General features: G+C 56.2%; 16 protein-coding genes. 9 read left to right on the top strand and 7 right to left on the bottom strand.

Annotated features, from left to right (window positions below; genetic code table 11):
* Positions 1–181: 181 nt before the first annotated feature.
* The gene (locus E4O98_RS02980) at positions 182–730 is read right to left on the bottom strand and encodes a cytochrome b (protein ID WP_248134116.1); all 549 of its coding nucleotides are present in this window, start codon (positions 728–730) and stop codon (positions 182–184) included.
* A gap of 189 nt (positions 731–919) precedes the next feature.
* Here E4O98_RS02980 and E4O98_RS02975 point away from each other — a divergent pair, with 189 nt between their 5' ends.
* Genes E4O98_RS02975 through E4O98_RS02945 form a run of 7 tightly spaced genes read left to right on the top strand, consistent with a single transcriptional unit; the run spans position 920 to position 7,217 of the window.
* On the top strand, positions 920–1,597 hold the full coding sequence (locus E4O98_RS02975) for a thermostable hemolysin (RefSeq protein WP_248134114.1): 678 nt from the start codon (positions 920–922) through the stop codon (positions 1,595–1,597).
* Positions 1,587–3,068, top strand: coding sequence for an AMP-binding protein (locus E4O98_RS02970; RefSeq protein WP_228308992.1), 1,482 nt, complete (start codon positions 1,587–1,589; stop codon positions 3,066–3,068). Before E4O98_RS02975 ends, E4O98_RS02970 begins: the two co-directional genes overlap by 11 nt.
* A complete protein-coding gene (locus E4O98_RS02965; protein ID WP_228308991.1) occupies positions 3,065–3,739 on the top strand; it encodes an iron-containing redox enzyme family protein in 675 nt (224 codons plus the stop codon). Before E4O98_RS02970 ends, E4O98_RS02965 begins: the two co-directional genes overlap by 4 nt.
* The gene (locus tag E4O98_RS02960; protein ID WP_148854382.1) at positions 3,726–4,535 is read left to right on the top strand and encodes an SDR family oxidoreductase; all 810 of its coding nucleotides are present in this window, start codon (positions 3,726–3,728) and stop codon (positions 4,533–4,535) included. The genes E4O98_RS02965 and E4O98_RS02960 overlap by 14 nt, the downstream gene beginning before the upstream one ends.
* On the top strand, positions 4,532–5,176 hold the full coding sequence (locus E4O98_RS02955) for a tetratricopeptide repeat protein (RefSeq protein WP_078822359.1): 645 nt from the start codon (positions 4,532–4,534) through the stop codon (positions 5,174–5,176). The genes E4O98_RS02960 and E4O98_RS02955 overlap by 4 nt, the downstream gene beginning before the upstream one ends.
* Before the next feature lie 11 nt (positions 5,177–5,187).
* Entirely contained in the window at positions 5,188–5,847 is a 660-nt protein-coding gene (locus tag E4O98_RS02950; protein WP_078822358.1) for a response regulator, read from the top strand.
* A complete protein-coding gene (locus E4O98_RS02945; RefSeq protein WP_248134112.1) occupies positions 5,847–7,217 on the top strand; it encodes an ATP-binding protein in 1,371 nt (456 codons plus the stop codon). Before E4O98_RS02950 ends, E4O98_RS02945 begins: the two co-directional genes overlap by 1 nt.
* A 341-nt stretch (positions 7,218–7,558) precedes the next feature.
* On the opposite strand, the gene E4O98_RS02940 is transcribed toward E4O98_RS02945, so the two are convergent.
* The 4 genes from E4O98_RS02940 to E4O98_RS02925 form a co-directional block, all read right to left on the bottom strand.
* Positions 7,559–8,701 (bottom strand): macro domain-containing protein, encoded by a 1,143-nt coding sequence (locus E4O98_RS02940; RefSeq protein WP_248134110.1) that lies wholly within the window; start codon positions 8,699–8,701, stop codon positions 7,559–7,561.
* 5 nt (positions 8,702–8,706) lie between these two features.
* On the bottom strand, positions 8,707–9,306 hold the full coding sequence (locus E4O98_RS02935; protein ID WP_060783508.1) for a DUF4433 domain-containing protein: 600 nt from the start codon (positions 9,304–9,306) through the stop codon (positions 8,707–8,709).
* 41 nt (positions 9,307–9,347) lie between these two features.
* The gene (locus E4O98_RS02930; protein ID WP_248134104.1) at positions 9,348–10,484 is read right to left on the bottom strand and encodes a tyrosine-type recombinase/integrase; all 1,137 of its coding nucleotides are present in this window, start codon (positions 10,482–10,484) and stop codon (positions 9,348–9,350) included.
* A gap of 545 nt (positions 10,485–11,029) precedes the next feature.
* Positions 11,030–11,395, bottom strand: a complete 366-nt coding sequence (locus E4O98_RS02925) for a hypothetical protein (RefSeq protein ID WP_248134102.1) — start codon at positions 11,393–11,395, stop codon at positions 11,030–11,032.
* 235 nt (positions 11,396–11,630) lie between these two features.
* On the opposite strand from E4O98_RS02925, the gene E4O98_RS02920 reads away from it, so the two are divergent.
* The gene (locus tag E4O98_RS02920; protein ID WP_248134100.1) at positions 11,631–12,374 is read left to right on the top strand and encodes a hypothetical protein; all 744 of its coding nucleotides are present in this window, start codon (positions 11,631–11,633) and stop codon (positions 12,372–12,374) included.
* Between the two features lie 167 nt (positions 12,375–12,541).
* Entirely contained in the window at positions 12,542–13,162 is a 621-nt protein-coding gene (locus E4O98_RS02915) for a recombinase family protein (RefSeq protein WP_248134098.1), read from the top strand.
* A gap of 2 nt (positions 13,163–13,164) precedes the next feature.
* On the opposite strand, the gene E4O98_RS02910 is transcribed toward E4O98_RS02915, so the two are convergent.
* The gene (locus E4O98_RS02910; RefSeq protein WP_017133141.1) at positions 13,165–14,172 is read right to left on the bottom strand and encodes a hypothetical protein; all 1,008 of its coding nucleotides are present in this window, start codon (positions 14,170–14,172) and stop codon (positions 13,165–13,167) included.
* 586 nt (positions 14,173–14,758) lie between these two features.
* Positions 14,759–15,103, bottom strand: a complete 345-nt coding sequence (locus E4O98_RS02905) for a hypothetical protein (RefSeq protein ID WP_244700653.1) — start codon at positions 15,101–15,103, stop codon at positions 14,759–14,761.
* Between the last annotated feature and the right edge of the window lie 513 nt (positions 15,104–15,616).

Raw genomic sequence — 15,616 nt, 5'->3', positions numbered from 1 at the left:
CGACACCTCGCACGCTCCGCTTGATGCGGTCGTGGTGGTCGTTGTCGAGGTGAGGCAAGAGGTAGTCATGCATCGACACTAGCAATATCGCCGCGGGCTGACAAGGCAGAAACCTGGGCGGGGCACCGGGGTAATCTGAATAGGCACAGCCGTGTGCGATCAGGCACCTCGCGGCGGTTCGTCATGACTTTCGCTCAATCAACATCCTTTCCAGCGTGTTGTCCTTCATCCAATAGTGATGAAACAGCCCCGCTGCCGCATGCAAACCAATCAACCAATAGCCCGCAGTGCCGATCAGCTCATGCCAGTACTTGAGCTGTTTGGCGAAGTCCGGGTCGACGGCTACCGGTGCCGGCACGTGAAAGCCGAAGTACGGGAACGGTTTGTCGCCAGCGGCGAGCATCAGCCAGGCGAGAATAGGCGTGGCGATCATCAGCCCGTAGAGCGCAAGGTGTGTCAGATGCGCGAGAGCGGTCTGCCAGGCCGGTGGTTTTGGGGTGATCGGTGGCCGTGGGCTCAGGCGCCCGAGCAGGCGAACCCAGACCAGGGCGAAAATGCTTGTACCAAACAGGCCGTGAAACCCCATGAGCAAACCCCGCGCTTCGCTGCCTTTGGGCAGATAACCCTTGATTTCGACACAGGCATAAACGCCGATGAACAGCGCCAGCATCAGCCAGTGCAGGGTTATTGAAAGCTTTCCATATCGGGTGACGACGGTGTCGCGGGTCATAAAAAGCGCCTCTTGATTATTGTGATGGACGGTCGATCCGGTTGCCTTGAACCGGCCACGTCACCCTGCTCGTGCTGTCTTAAGAGAGTCTGAAGATCGACTCTCAGGTTGACCTTCTTTCACCTTCAGACTTCGTTAAGAAATGGCTTGGATACTTCGCTCAAACCCATTGAGGGAGGCGTTCGGCCCATGCCCGATTTTGACTGGAACATACCCCTGCCGTTGCATTTCGGCCAAGCTGAAACGCCGCCGTTGACCCTGACGGGTGCGTTGCCGGACGACGCTTTGCGAGCGAAGTTCGAAGCCTTTATCCAGCAGCGTTTCCGCAAGGCCCACGGCGCCGACATCCGCCACTTCATGCCCGAGCTGTTCGGTATGCACAACAGTGAAGGCCAGTTGTGCGCAGTGGCCGGCGTGCGTCGCGCGCACCTTGAGCCGCTGTTTCTGGAGCGGTATCTGGACGAACCGATCGAGCCATTGATCAGCGCTGCGGCTGATCACTCGGTAGACCGAAATGCCATTGTCGAGGTTGGCAACCTGGCGGCCAGCGATACCGGCAGCGCGCGCCTGAGCATCATCGCCATCACCTATCTACTGGCCATGGGTGGCCTGGAATGGGTGACGTTCACCGGCAACATCGGGCTGGTCAACAGCTTCCGTCGTCTCGGCCTGAAACCGGTGACATTGTGCGCCGCTGATCCGGATCGACTGGGTGACGAGCGTCAACATTGGGGCAGTTATTACGAGAGCAAACCCTGGGTGCACGTCGGCGACATCCGCGCCGGGTTCGTCCACCTGCGCAATATCGGCCTGTTCAGTCGCCTGGGTTTGCCGATCCCGATTGAAGGAGCCTGCCATGTCGCTTGAACTGCAACGCTTTCAGGAAACCTTGCGCGAACATGCCCGGCGCAATGACAACGCGACCGCGCTGTGGGGCGATACGCTGAAGCTCGATTACGCCACCCTGTATGCAGAAGTGCTGTATCGCCAGGAGCGCCTGCGCGATGAGCAGGTGCAAGTCGTCGCCCTGGCGCTGGACAACGGCGTCGACGCAATGCTCTGGGATCTGGCGGTATTGTTCGAAGGGTTGACCTGCGTAACGCTGCCGCCGTTTTTCAGCGCGGCACAACGCGCCCATTGTCTGGAGCAGAGTCAGGCCGAACGCGTGATTGCCGAACCGGAGCTGGAGCCCGAACTGCGCGCTGCCGGCTATGAGCAACGCGGCGAGTTCTGGTGCCGCGCCTTCAGTGGCCAAAGACGCATACCGATGGGCACCGCCAAGCTGACCTTCACGTCTGGCACCACCGGCACGCCGAAAGGTGTTTGCCTGAGTGCCGACAGCCTGTTACGGGTCGCACGTGAGTTGGATCAGGCGAGCGAAACCACCAGCCCGCAACATCACCTGGCACTGCTGCCATTGGCCATTCTATTGGAGAACCTGGGCTGTTATGCCGCGCTGTATGCCGGTGCAATGCTCAGTTTGCCGAGCCAGAAAACCCTCGGCATCCAGGGCGCCAGTGGCGTCGATGTCCCGCACCTGCTGGGTTATCTCGCCGAGCGTGCACCGCAGAGCCTTATTCTGGTGCCACAGCTGTTATTGATGCTGGTCAGCGCCGCCGAACAGCAAGCCTTTGCCCCGCAAACCCTGCGTTTTGCAGCGGTCGGTGGTGCACGTGTGTCCGAAGACTTGCTGCACCGTGCACAACAGGTCGGCTTACCGGTTTTTGAAGGTTACGGTTTGTCTGAATGCGCCTCGGTGGTGTGCCTCAATCGCCCCGGCGCGCACCGCCCCGGCAGCGTCGGTCGGCCACTGCCCCATGTCGAAGTGCGGTTGGCAGAGGACGGTGAAGTGCTGATCAAGGGCTCGATGCTGCTCGGTTATCTAGGGGAGGCACCGTACGCCGATGAGTGGTGGCCGAGCGGCGACCTGGGCGAGTTCGACCCGCAGGGTTTTCTTTATCTCAAGGGCCGCAAGAAGCATCAGTTCGTCACCAGTTACGGGCGCAACGTCAATCCGGAATGGGTCGAGTCCGAGCTGACCCAGCGCCGCCACATCGCCCAGGCGTTCGTTTACGGCGAGTCTATGCCGCGCAATCACGCCTTGCTCTGGCCGCATCGCCCGGATTGCACCGATGCCGAACTAGCCGCTGCTGTCGCCGAAGCCAACGAGGCGTTGCCCGATTACGCCCAGGTGCATCAGTGGACGCGCCTGCCGCACCCCTTCACCGCAGCCAATGGCTTTCTAACCGCCAATGGCCGCCCACGCCGCGACGCCATCGTCGCGCAGTACCACGCCCAATTGACCGAATCCGTTGTCCGGGAGGAATCCGCATCATGAGTTTTTTCGACACCCTGCAAGAAGCCACACAGCATGAACGCCACGAGCTGTTTAACCTGCCGATCATCCTCGATGCGCTGCACGGTAAGGTCAGCCTCGACAGCTATCAGGCTTTTCTCGCACAGGCCTACTATCACGTGCGCCACACCGTGCCGTTGATGATGGCGTGCGGCGCACGTTTACCGACACGTCTGGAATGGCTGCGCAAAGCGGTGTGCGAGTACATCGAAGACGAATACGGCCATGAACAGTGGGTGCTCAACGACATTGCAGCCTGCGGAGGTGATCGCAAGGCCGTGCATGATGGCCAACCCTCGCTGCCGATTGAGCTGATGGTGAGCTACCTTTATGACTTGATCGCCCGAGGCAACCCGGTGGGGCTGTTCGGCATGGTCAATGTGCTCGAAGGCACCAGCATTGCCCTGGCCACACACGCGGCAGGGAGCATTCGGGAGCATCTGTCGTTGCCGGAAACCGCCTTCAGTTACCTGAGTTCTCACGGTTCGCTCGACATCGAACACATGCAAACCTACCGCCGCCTGATGAACCAGTTGGACGATCCTCTGGATCAAGCGGCAGTGATTCATGCATCAAAAGTCGTGTACCGACTGTACACCGACATGTTTCGTGGCCTGCCGCGTGGCGCGGAGGCTGAACATGCAGCTGCGTAACGCGCGCGTGGTGTTGACCGGTGCCAGTGGCGGTATCGGCATGGCTATCGCTGAAGCCCTGTGCGCCGCGGGTGCGCGAGTATTGGCCGTGGCGCGGCATCAGGAAGCCTTGGCTGCGCTGCTCAAACGCTACCCCGACACCCTGTGCTGGGTCGCGGCTGACCTGACGTTTCTCAGCGACCGACGCAAAGTACTCGCTGCCGCCGAAGCGGTTGGTGGAGTCAATCTGTTGATCAACGCCGCCGGGGTGAATCACTTCGCCATGCTCGAACAGCTCGACGACAGTGACATCAATACGATGCTGGCGGTGAACATCAGCGCGCCGATCTGCCTGACCAAGCTACTGCTGCCGTTACTCAAGCAAGCCGACAGCGCCATGGTAGTCAACGTCGGCTCGACCTATGGCTCGATCGGCTATGCCGGTTATGCCAGCTATTGCGCGACCAAGTTTGCCCTGCGCGGGTTTTCCGAAGCGTTGCGCCGAGAGCTGGCCGACACCCGGGTCAGCGTGCTCTACGTCGCACCGCGGGCCACCCGCACGTCGATGAACAGCGCGGCGGCGCAAGCCCTCAACGATGCGCTCAAGGCCAACGTCGATGATCCGCAAACCGTGGCCGCGGCGGTGATGCACGCAATTGCCGGTGACCGCCGTGATCTGTATCTGGGCTGGCCCGAACGCTTCTTTGTGCGCCTCAACCATCTACTGCCGCATCTGGTCGATCGAGGTTTGCGAAAGCAGTTGCCCCTGATCCGGCGCTTTAGCGAAAAAACTGACAACGAGACCCTCAAACCATGAAAAAAATCTTCGCGTGCCTGTTGATCGCAACCCTCAGCCAAAGCGTCTGGGCGCTGGAGGCTGCCGACCAGCAACGCCTGAGCAGCATTCAACAAAGCTGGGCGCATATCCAATATGAAGTGGCGGAAAAACAGCGCGCCGCCGCGTTCGAGCAGTTGTCTAGCGAAACCCAGTCGTTCACTGCGCAGCGTCCATTGGTGGCCGAAGCCTGGATCTGGAAAGGCATCGTCACCAGCAGTTGGGCCGGTGCCCAAGGAGGGCTCGGAGCACTGGGCAAAGCCAAGGAAGCCAAGGCCGACCTGGAGAAGTCCCTGACCCTCGACCCCAAGGCTCTGCAAGGCTCGGCCTATACCAGCCTGGCAGCGCTGTATGATCGTGTGCCCGGCTGGCCCATCGGTTTCGGCGACAGCGACAAAGCTGAACAACTGCTCAAGCAGGCGCTGCAACTCAACCCCGATGGCATCGACAGCCTGTACTTCTGGGGCGATCACCTCTACCGTCAGAAACACTACGCTGAAGCTAAGGCAGCGCTGCAAAAAGCCCTGCAAGCGGCACCGCGTCCCGGCCGTGAAACGGCAGATGCGGGACGTCGCAAAGAGATCGCCACTCTGCTGGTGGACGTCAACAAGAAACTCGACTGACAGGAGTCCGCGTGCGTTTATTACTGATTGAGGATGATGTGGCGCTAGGTGAAGGCATTCATCAAGCGCTGGGGCGCGAAGGCTACACCGTCGATTGGCTCAAGGACGGCAGCAGCGCGCTGCATGCCCTGCTCAGCGAAACGTTCGATGTTGCTGTGCTGGATCTCGGTTTGCCACGCATGGACGGTCTCGAAGTACTGCGGCGCCTGCGCGACAGCGGCTCGAACCTGCCGGTGTTGATTCTCACCGCCCGCGATGCAACCGAAGATCGCATCGCGGGCCTGGATGCCGGTGCCGACGACTACCTGATCAAACCGTTCGACCTGGCCGAACTCAAGGCGCGATTGCGAGCGTTATTGCGGCGCAGTGCCGGACGCGCGCAAGCGCTGATCGAACATGCCGGCATCATCCTCAACCCCGGCACCCAGCAGGTCAGCTACCAGGGCCATCCCGTAGCACTGACGCCCAAGGAGTATCAGTTGCTGCATGAACTGCTCTCACCTCCGGGCCGGGTGATGACTCGAGACCAACTGATTCAACTGCTCTATGGCTGGAATGAAGAAGCGGAAAGTAACACTCTGGAAGTGCACATCTATCACCTGCGCAAAAAGTTCTCTACTGAGCTGATCCGTACCATTCGAGGTGTGGGCTATCTGGTGGAGGAGCGCTGATGACTTCGATCCGCCGCCGTACATTAACGCTGATCATTGGTTTGCTGCTGGCCGGTCTGGCGGTGCTGAGCGTCTTTAACCTGCACGATAGCAATCATGAAATCGCCGAGGTTTACGATGCTCAACTGGCGCAGAACGCGCGCTTATTGCAAGGCGTGATGCGCATGCCAATGGCGAGCAAGCAGCACGCCGAACTGTACCGGGCCTTCAATACCGCACTGGGCGAAGCGGTGCCGCGCGGCGATGGTCATCCATACGAACGAAAAATTGCTTTTCAGGTGTGGAGCCCCGGCGGGGAGGTGTTGGTGCACACCGCCAGCGCACCCGCCTTCAGTTCACCGCCGACGCAACCGGGTTTCAGTGATGTGGTGGATTTGAACCATCGACATTGGCGCGCCTTCCTCCTTGAAGACCCACAAAACGGCATGCGCATCTGGGTTGGCGAGCGCGAGGATGTGCGCGCGGATCTGGTCGACCGCATCGTGCGTCATACGCTCTGGCCGAACATCGTCGGCAGTTTACTGCTCGCGGCGATGGTCTGGCTCGCTATAGGCTGGGGCTTAAAGCCCTTGGCAAACATGGCCGAGACCCTGCGTGCCCGCCACAGCGGTTCACTGGAGCCATTGCAACTGGCACCGTTGCCCAGCGAACTTGAGCCCATGCAAGCGGCGCTCAACCGCATGCTCGCGCAGATTCAAGAAGTGCTTGGCCGCGAACGACGCTTCATCGCCGACGCAGCCCACGAAATGCGTACACCACTCGCCGTGCTGCGAGTACACGCGCAAAACCTGCTGGAGGCAGGCACAGAACAGGAGCGTCGAGAATCGCTGGAATTCCTTATCTCAGGCGTTGATCGCACCAGCCGACTGGTCAACCAGTTACTGACCATGGCGCGACTGGAACCCAAATCCAATCCGCCACCGCTACAGCGCATCGACCTCAGCGAAACCGTGCGCAACAGCCTCGTGCAACTGTCACCGTGGTTATTGAGCAAAAACCTTGAACTGATATTCGACGTCAGCGACCAGCCCTTTCACGTATTCGCCAACCCCGCCGCCATCGACATAGCGCTGAACAACCTGATCACCAACGCAGCCAATTTCTCTCCCGAACACGGCGCAATCACTGTGCAACTGAGCCAGGCGGATGGCTTCTGTCATTTGACCGTCGACGACCAAGGGCCGGGAATTGACGAGTCATGTAGAGAGCGATTGTTTGAGCGTTTCTACAGCCGTGGCACGGCACAAGGAGCCGGGTTAGGGCTAACCATCGTCAACACCATCGCCACGCGTTTGAACGGACGTATCGAACTGGCAAACCGGGCAGAAGGGGGGTTGAGGGCGACGTTATCAATTCCAGCTACGGAATAATTGCAAAGCATCCAGCCGATTATTTTGTTTCGTATAGGCGGTGAAACATGTTGCGGGGCGGGGGGTGGCAGGTTGGGGTGGGGGGGCGCTTGGGATAACGAAGCGGCTGGGATGCGGGACGGTTTCAAAGTTTATCGTAGCTGTGAAATTCTTTTGGGAACTGGGTTTTAGGGATGGAAAAAGACGTCTGGGGACGTCTTTTTTGTTGAGTTGGTGGGCCGGGGGGATTTGAACCCCCGTCTATCCCTTTATTCATGCGGCGTTCAGGTGAAGTGCTGGCATTAAGCTGTCATTAGGCATCCATCCTGTTGCCTCTTGCCGGGTACCCATGAAGCTATAAATCAGCAGGACGTGGCTTCATACTCTTCGCTCAAAGGCAGGCATTCGCTCAAACTGACGCGTATCCAGCCTAAGAGGGCCAAGTTACGAATTGCCGAAGCAATCGCTTCACGCTTGGCTTCATTGTCCCAAGTTTTTTTCCAGGCTAGCACGAAATCAAACACTTCGCGCTCAGGTACAGTTGTGAGATTTTGATCTTCTTTCAATTTGCTCACAGCGTAAAATACCGTAGCAACCTCTTCGGCCTGTTCTGTGTTCTTGATTCGGCTGAATAAGTCTACAGTCTTGGATATTTTACTGTCATTTGAGGCTAAGACGTCTTTGAATTTTTCACGCACGTTAGAGTATTCAGGTCCCGTTTTCAACGCGTTCATTCTGCCAAGCTGAGCTTCGATAATGAGGTTCGCGTTTGCCAAGGTTCCAAGAAGTCTTTGTACTTGTTCTGAAAATGGTCCGTAGCTGGCTTTTTTGAATTCGAGTTCTGTGTCAACTCCGAGCGCTGTCACTGCGTGACATATTTTTTGAAAAATAGTACGTCCGACTTTGGCGGCGTAAGGTTGCGATTCAAGCTGATAAAGAACTTCCAAAAGCACAACCCAGTTGGGATTAAGTTTTTGATTTTTCGTTCCTTTGTGTTCGCTTTCGCCGAAGAGTCGCGGCTGTTGAGGGCTAAGGAAGTCAGCAGTGAGCTGACTAGCTGGCGTCCCGAAAGGAGCGAACATTTCAACTGGAATGTCTATTTTAGATAGCGCTTTATACATTATTGGCCCCACTAGCTCCCACTCCAGTCCGCCATTTCCACAGCCAAGTGGTGGGAATGCGACTGACGTGATGTTCCATGCTTTATAGTGTTCGAGAAAAATGTCTAGTCCCTTCTCGATGTCGGATAATCTTGACGCCGATCTCCAATGCCCCTTTGTAGGGAAGTTGACAATCGATGTTCCGAGAATGTCGGTATATATATATGGAACACCGGGCTCAACTAGCTTTTGGGCGCATCTTTTCTCATAGTCTAGCATGAGGCCAGGCCAGCGCTTTTTGAACTCTAGCGCAACACCTTTACCCATCACGCCGACACAGTTCACAGTGTTCACCAGCGTTTGCGCTTCACTCTGAAACATGTCACCTATAAGAACTTTAATCACGCTGTTCACCTGAAGAAAAGATGAGGGTTCGACGTCACGGGTACCTGCCAGTTCAATCCTGCTAACACACGCTCAACCTTCTGCTTCGTTTGGGTGTCGCATGCGTAAAAGCCAGTTATGTAGCCCGGTGCCACTGCGTCAGGGATAAGGGCCTCAGCGCATTTGACTGCTTTTTTTCGGTAACCGGTAGCCAGGTCTTCATCGTGCCACCAGTCGGCAAAAACATAATCGAAATGGATTTTGCCCATTCCGACTGGGTAAGAGTGAAAGCGTACCCAGTCGGAGGCCGCATTCTGATCACTGACGACAGCGTTCGGACGCGTCAGCACATCCAGACTGATACGAATCACACACAGGTCCTGATGAACGTCCTTCCTTCGGTACATCATCGGGTTTCGCGCGTTAAAGTATAGGTTGGCGTACTGGTGCAAGCGCAGACCGTTAGGGACAGTTTTATCTACCCTACGGTCTTGTATTTCCTGCAGAGCAACCGATTTGTGAGGAATTTTTTCTGCCCGGTCATGACACAGAATTCCATGCTGCAAAACAGACGGAAGATTCTCGATCGGCATAATGCAATGTAGCTCTACTACGCGATGGCTCATGGGCGTCCCTTCCATACGTCAGGCCGCGCACTATACCTTAGCTATGGCATTTCGCCTCTAGCCGTTGGGAAGATTCCCGTCTCAAGCGTACCTCGTCCCGAGAATTTTTGAACTGCCTTATCACCCGCTGAGTCTGTCGTTGAGGGCATCCATCTGCCATACACACGGGCAATCATCGTCCAGTCGGTATGTCCCATCTGTTTTGCCACCCACATCGGATGCTCACCGGCGGATAGCATCATCGACGCATAGGTGTGTCGTGTCTGGTAGGGGCGACGGTACCGAACGCCTGCCTTCTTCACTGCATGAGCCCACATGGTTTTCCGGATCGGCTGATCACCTTTCCATCGCTCCTGCGTGCGAGGATTCTGGAACACCTCGTTGTCTGCCAGGAAGGTATAGGCCTTCTGCGCAATCAATGCTTCCATGGCTGGCGCCAATAGCTTGATGGGGCGCTTGCCAGATCTTGACTTAGTCACTTCGGCTTTACCTTTTGCGGCCTGAGTCATCGCCCTAGTGACGTAAGCCTCGCCACGTACCCAATCAATGTCCTCCCAGTTCAAACCGACCATTTCGCTGGTGCGCATACCTGTCCAAAATGCGAATTGCACTAGGTTCTTCGCCTGGCCATCGAGCGCGGCCAGGATGGCGCGTTGTTCCTCTGGGCTGAAGGGGTCGACATCGTCTTCCTTCACCTGATCCTTGCGCGAGAAAGTCCACCCGGCCAGTGGGTTGGTATCGATGAGCTCCACATCGTCCACGGCATCATTCAATGCCGAGCGCAGACAGCTCTGAATGTTGCTCAGTGTCTTGTTAGATACCTCCAGCGTGTTGAGCCAGTCTCTGACCGCCTTGCGCTTCAGATCGACTAATAGAGTAGGACCTAGTGCAGGCACAATCCGCAGCTCTACGATCTTCCGGTATCCCTCGAATGTGCTGCTAGACACATGCTGCTTCTTCCTGGACAGCCATTTGGTCAGGAACCCAGCCAGCGTCTCTTGGCTAGACTCAGGCGCGAACTTGGTTGCACGTCGAGAATTCGGAAAAGTTGCTGAATAATCAAAGATACCTGTAGCGATATCATGCTCAATAGCGTGCTTGTAGCGCTCTGCGCGCTTTAAATTAGTCGCGCTAGGCTTGAGCGGGAACCGCTCGCGGCACCTAACCCCGCGGTACATGAACGTGATTTCAATGCTCGAGTCGGAGATTGCCCGGACTCCCCTCCCATCTCTACCCATGATTCATATCCCTCAACATCAATTAAAACTCGGCCATCTGGGGCCTTGATCCATATTTCTCCCAGCCGCCAAATCCCGTCGCGAAGCTTCGAGCGGATAGCGTCTTCGGAGTAACCAGATTCACTGGCGAATTTCCTGACGGTCACGTAGCGCATGTGTCGTTATTCCTGGCTGACCAAGGTTTGTGACTGTACGCAGATCGCTGAATCTAGGCGTCGGGGCCGACTTAGCGGGAAAGCGCTGTAGTCCGACTTCTTGGAGGTGTACCGCTTGTGCGTGCCCTGGCTAAATTTGTTGTGGATCATTTCCGAGTCCCATTGACTGTGTGGGTACACCCTACGGGCAGCCGCCACGCGTGTGTTCCGCTTTCACGCAACAAAAGCGACGGAAATTGAAAGCCTGGTAATTCCCTACCAGGGGGGATGAGGCTGCGCGGTGTGACGCGAATCAGATTGCTGATTGCTTTGTAAAACCCAAGGGCAATCTCAGGTCTGATGCAGCTTTTTCTGTTCGAATGAGATGCGGCTCATTACGCAAACTGGAATTGCGAACCCTTGGATATTTGTTTTGAGTGTTTCGCAACCGTCTTCGACGATTCCACAGGGCACACCCCGGCGGAAACGCATTCCCCTCCCGATGTAATTGCGCAGGATGATTTCCCAAGACTCGTCATCGTAATAGAAGCCCGTGATCTCAGCCCACCTGGCCGTAACGCCGCTTCCAACAATGCCTTCAGATGTCAGGCAGAAAATTTCTACTTGGTTTTCCTGGGCGACAGGTACGGCGTAAATCCGGCCGTTCGGTGCTACAGGTGGGAACGTCTGTCCATTCCCTAAGTGGCGAAATTCCATGGTGCTACTCCGCATGTATGAGGTTGCATGACACGCTATGCCAAGGTCTGGAAATCCCAAGCCTGCAGAGCTCACCGCCTTATGCCATTGGGTTTCCTGAAAGCCTTCGTAAGCTGTGGCAATCAAAACAGGGAGTGGCGCCATGGGTAACAAATCAACTACGGTCCGAATCGGTTTGCTGGCAGCGACAGTAGCTCTTCTGGTTGGGTGTTCTGGCACTCAGGGAGCTAGGACTGTGCAGCTTCCTGAGCCAAAGGATGTGCCGAGAGAAAAATGGTCGGATGCTATGCATGTTCTGACCGCCATGGGGATTTCCGGGCAGCGGGACGTTCCGATCGAGCTGTCGGGGGGAGTTGATGGAGCTAGCCCTGTTGGCGGCTCTGGGGCAGTGCTTGGGGATGCTGGATTAAGCGCGGTTGGCTCTGCATCTCCACCTACAGGTCTGAGTGGCGGCGCAGCAGCGGGAATTGGCTTGGGTTTGATGCTATTGGGTGGGTCGAGCGATCCGGCGCGCACAACTCAGGTTGTCGCGTGGGTGCCCGCTGACCAGGCAAGCTCGCCGGACGCGGCATCTGCTCTTGCATTGCGTAAGGTCGAAGACGCTCGTAAGAAGGTTTTTGCCAATGGCCTATCGAAGCTGCCAATGCAGACAGGTAAATATCCTGATGGTCATGCCCGCGGCTATGCATCCTTGGCAGATAGCTACACGGAGCGGCCGATTCCATACAGTGATGAGGTTTCTAAATCGCCGAGCTTTCTGAGATCGCCGCTCAGCTACGGGCCGATCTTCATCCGTGACAACCAGTTCACGCTTGATGCCTACAAGAACGACATGACGACTTCGGAAGCCATGCAGCTTGCATCGCAACACCTGCCTGAGTGGATCTACATCTACCACCCTGGCCAGCGGCTGAGGAAAAACTCGATCCCTGCGGCAATCTTCAATCAGGGCAGGGGACTCTACTTCGTAGGGAAGTAATTCTGCTGCTCTGTATCGCCGTGGGTTTTCGCAAATCTGCGGCGATTTTTTAGGTATGCCTATCCAGATACAGGCTTATTTTGCCTTTTTCGGACTTTCCGCTTGATGAGTAACACCCATAGTGCAACAGCATTAGTAGAACGTCCTAAATGATACAGGCACCTATCATGTTCATCCGTGCATACCTCCGAGCCTCCACCGTCGAACAAGACGCCGGCCGTGCCCGGGCCTCGCTCGAGCAGTTCGCCAGCGACCATAACAAGGTCATTGCAAGCGTGTACTTGGAGAGCGCCAGCGGCGCCACCGCCGACCGGCCTGAGCTGCTGCGCCTGCTCAAGGATGCTCGTAAGGGTGACGTGTTGCTGGTGGAGTCGATAGACCGCCTCTCCCGCCTCCCAGTGGAAGACTGGCAAAAGCTAAAGGCTGCGATCGATTCCAAAGGGCTTCGCATCGTTGCGCTCGACCTGCCGACCAGCCACCAGGGAATGCAGAACACCAAGGGTGACGAGTTCACCGGGCGGATGCTGGGAGCGATCAACTCAATGCTGGTGGAAATGATGGCAGCCATCGCCCGCAAGGATTACGAGCAGAGGCGCGAGCGCCAGGCACAGGGCATCGAGAAAGCAAAGGCGGCCGGCAAGTACCAGGGCAGACCAGTGGACGCCGATCTGCATAAGCGTGTACGAGAGCTTCTGGCCGCCGGCCTAGGAATCCGAGCTACCGCACGACACGCTGATTGCTCCACAACCACCGTAATGCGTATTCGGGATGAACAGAAAACACTGTAAGGTCAATCTGAATCTGGCGTAAAACCTGAATCAACCTGACCGTGCAGTGCGTAAAATTCAGTTGCTGGCGGCAAGCCTGTGGCAGTCGTTCCCAGGATGCTTGCAGTAATCACTTTGCCGTCTTTCACGCGGGCCAGAGCATGCAAAAAGATCGGGGTCTCTCCGATAAATGACGACATAATTTCGTTAATTCCGCCGGCTGCGTGTTGACCCTTGAAGAGATCCACCTTGATCGGATCTTCACTTCCCACCTTCACAACATCTAAGCGCCACTTGTCGCCAGCACTCTTGATTGAAGTGACATAGTAGTTTCCGTCAATCCGAGTGGGAGTAGTAACTTCTCGCTCTCTTTGGCTTAGCTGAACAATCTGATCACGCTCAAAAACCGCATTGCCAGCGGTAACCTTCGTGGCGTCGGGAGTGCTTTTCACGATCGTAATCAGTGCCTGATTGGTATCGGCCAACGCCGATGCCATCTTCTGATTATTTTCAATTAGCCGGGTCTCTAGACTGCTGCGATTGGACTCAGCAGCAATGGCCAATTCGGTGCTTTGCTGGTTGGCATGACCAAAATACAGCGCGGCGACCAAGGCAAGACCCACTACCGTAATGACAATCTGACCACCGGTCATTTTATCGATCATTTTCTCACCCAGTTTGTTGAAGGTTTCCTGCAAATAGGCCTGGATGTCGCTAGAACCCTCCGCGACGCTGAAGGTTAGCTCAAGGGCTGATCTATCCTCCTCCGTCAGCGCGCGTGCGCCCTTAGAGTACACGTTATCAGCGAAGATACGATTTATGACCTGCTGGTATTCCAGAAGCCCTTTCATGAGCGGGGTCGTCACAGTGCTGTGATAACGCCCCCCTTCTACGTCTAGCTCAAAAAGTGGCCAGCCGTCGAATTTAATCAGGTAAGAATCTTCATCAGACAAGACTCCAGCCAACGCCTGCTCCAAAACCGCCAGTGCGTCCGACTCGCTACGAATTACTACTTCCCTTACTTCACTCATGTAGCCTTCCCTGGTTTATTCGACGGGCCGACGAGTGTCTGCCGCTAAGCCGCTTATTAGAAGGGACGGATTGAAGCACATTGCCAGCATTTGGGAAATGCCGCCTGAGTCGCAGGAAGAGCTTCAGAAGCGAAATGAGAAAACGAGATCTCATGGCGACCAAAAAGGCCTCGTTGGATGTACCTAACGAGACCTCAGTCTGATGTTTTGCTGTCAGCCTGCTGTCACAAGAAAACCGAGCTGACAACGAATAGGCGCCATAGCCATGATTTATATGGTGTCCCAGGGCCGGTTCGAACGGCCAACCTTTCCCTTAGGGGAGCAAAATTTTCCGGTGTTTAAAAAGGCCCGCCTGAAAAGGGGCTACATCAGCGCGTTGGTGAACTGCTTGGCGCTGGCCAGGGCATTCGGGCAACCGCTCCCCATGCAGGGTTCAGTACCACCACAGCGCTTAAACTCGCGATGAAGTGACCAAATAGCGACGCAGTTTTGCGCACTGTCGAGCAGTGACATCCTTTACGAATTCTAACCAGGCTGTATTCGCCGCCTGGGTAGCATTCCGGTCGCCTGGAATGTACTGGCTCGTCTAACGGCCCAGGTGCCGTAGCAATACCCTGATAATTCTGGCGCGCAGGAGAAAGCTCGCGACAGACACCGCAAGCGTCATACCGCCCGCCAGTTCGCCTAAACGGGCGAACGCAACGATATTCACCAAGGCAAGTACCATGATGCCGTGGTACTCAGCATTGGCCTTGCCGGCAGCCAGAGCCTGATGTTCGGTGAGCATCCACTTCTGCGACAGACAGAAGGGGCATACGGACGACTCCGGGTCACGGCCGCCCACGGGTATTCCATTGATGTAGAACGGCACGCTAGTGACCACCTTTGGAACCATCATCTTCTTGCAGCACTGGCACTTAACTTTGCTCATGACGTGAACCTGCTGGACTTGGCACATGCCTGAACGTTACCCGAGCACTGGCGAATCCCAAGCCACCACCATGCGCATCTGCCGATGTGCTGCAAAATCAGTCGGTGTGATGCTTCTTATCGAGATGATCTGCGACCTTGTAGCCAATCACCGCAGCCACTCCCAGCGTGCCGACCACGCCGATGACCGCATAAACCAGTAGCTCAATCGAGTCCATGTCTTGCTCCTTCTGGGCTTAAAATTTGCACTGAATACAGCTTCTCATCTGCCATGCCAATCCCAAGGTCTTTATCCTCCTGAAATGCGTTCCGTTGGCTCTTGGGTGACTAAATTCCAAAGCGACCAGAGCACCGCTCATATCCGCTCCGCGACACGGTTCAAAAAAAACATGCTCACTTCCCATCTATTACTTATGGGAGTCTGACGGTTCACCTCCCATAGAGTGATCTGCCGATCTGAGCGAAGGGGTGTCGTGAAGGGGTGTTGTCTCTGTAACCCGCATGAATACTGGGT

It is taken from the genome of Pseudomonas sp. W2Jun17 (assembly GCF_023127795.1).
Lineage (GTDB): Bacteria > Pseudomonadota > Gammaproteobacteria > Pseudomonadales > Pseudomonadaceae > Aquipseudomonas > Aquipseudomonas synxantha_A.
Note: the sequence above shows the minus strand (reverse complement) of the source record. Positions and strands in the feature narration are given on the sequence as shown.

What these genes read in the sequence shown, in the direction of transcription:
- E4O98_RS02915 (WP_248134098.1), top strand. Translation starts at nt 12,542, where the DNA reads ATGTTCATCCGTGCATACCTCCGAGCCTCCACCGTCGAACAAGACGCC.
- E4O98_RS02965 (WP_228308991.1), top strand. Translation starts at nt 3,065, where the DNA reads ATGAGTTTTTTCGACACCCTGCAAGAAGCCACACAGCATGAACGCCAC.
- E4O98_RS02930 (WP_248134104.1), bottom strand. Translation starts at nt 10,484, where the DNA reads ATGTACCGCGGGGTTAGGTGCCGCGAGCGGTTCCCGCTCAAGCCTAGC.
- E4O98_RS02905 (WP_244700653.1), bottom strand. Translation starts at nt 15,103, where the DNA reads ATGAGCAAAGTTAAGTGCCAGTGCTGCAAGAAGATGATGGTTCCAAAG.
- E4O98_RS02935 (WP_060783508.1), bottom strand. Translation starts at nt 9,306, where the DNA reads ATGAGCCATCGCGTAGTAGAGCTACATTGCATTATGCCGATCGAGAAT.
- E4O98_RS02980 (WP_248134116.1), bottom strand. Translation starts at nt 730, where the DNA reads ATGACCCGCGACACCGTCGTCACCCGATATGGAAAGCTTTCAATAACC.
- E4O98_RS02960 (WP_148854382.1), top strand. Translation starts at nt 3,726, where the DNA reads ATGCAGCTGCGTAACGCGCGCGTGGTGTTGACCGGTGCCAGTGGCGGT.
- E4O98_RS02975 (WP_248134114.1), top strand. Translation starts at nt 920, where the DNA reads ATGCCCGATTTTGACTGGAACATACCCCTGCCGTTGCATTTCGGCCAA.
- E4O98_RS02970 (WP_228308992.1), top strand. Translation starts at nt 1,587, where the DNA reads ATGTCGCTTGAACTGCAACGCTTTCAGGAAACCTTGCGCGAACATGCC.
- E4O98_RS02945 (WP_248134112.1), top strand. Translation starts at nt 5,847, where the DNA reads ATGACTTCGATCCGCCGCCGTACATTAACGCTGATCATTGGTTTGCTG.
- E4O98_RS02955 (WP_078822359.1), top strand. Translation starts at nt 4,532, where the DNA reads ATGAAAAAAATCTTCGCGTGCCTGTTGATCGCAACCCTCAGCCAAAGC.
- E4O98_RS02910 (WP_017133141.1), bottom strand. Translation starts at nt 14,172, where the DNA reads ATGAGTGAAGTAAGGGAAGTAGTAATTCGTAGCGAGTCGGACGCACTG.
- E4O98_RS02925 (WP_248134102.1), bottom strand. Translation starts at nt 11,395, where the DNA reads ATGGAATTTCGCCACTTAGGGAATGGACAGACGTTCCCACCTGTAGCA.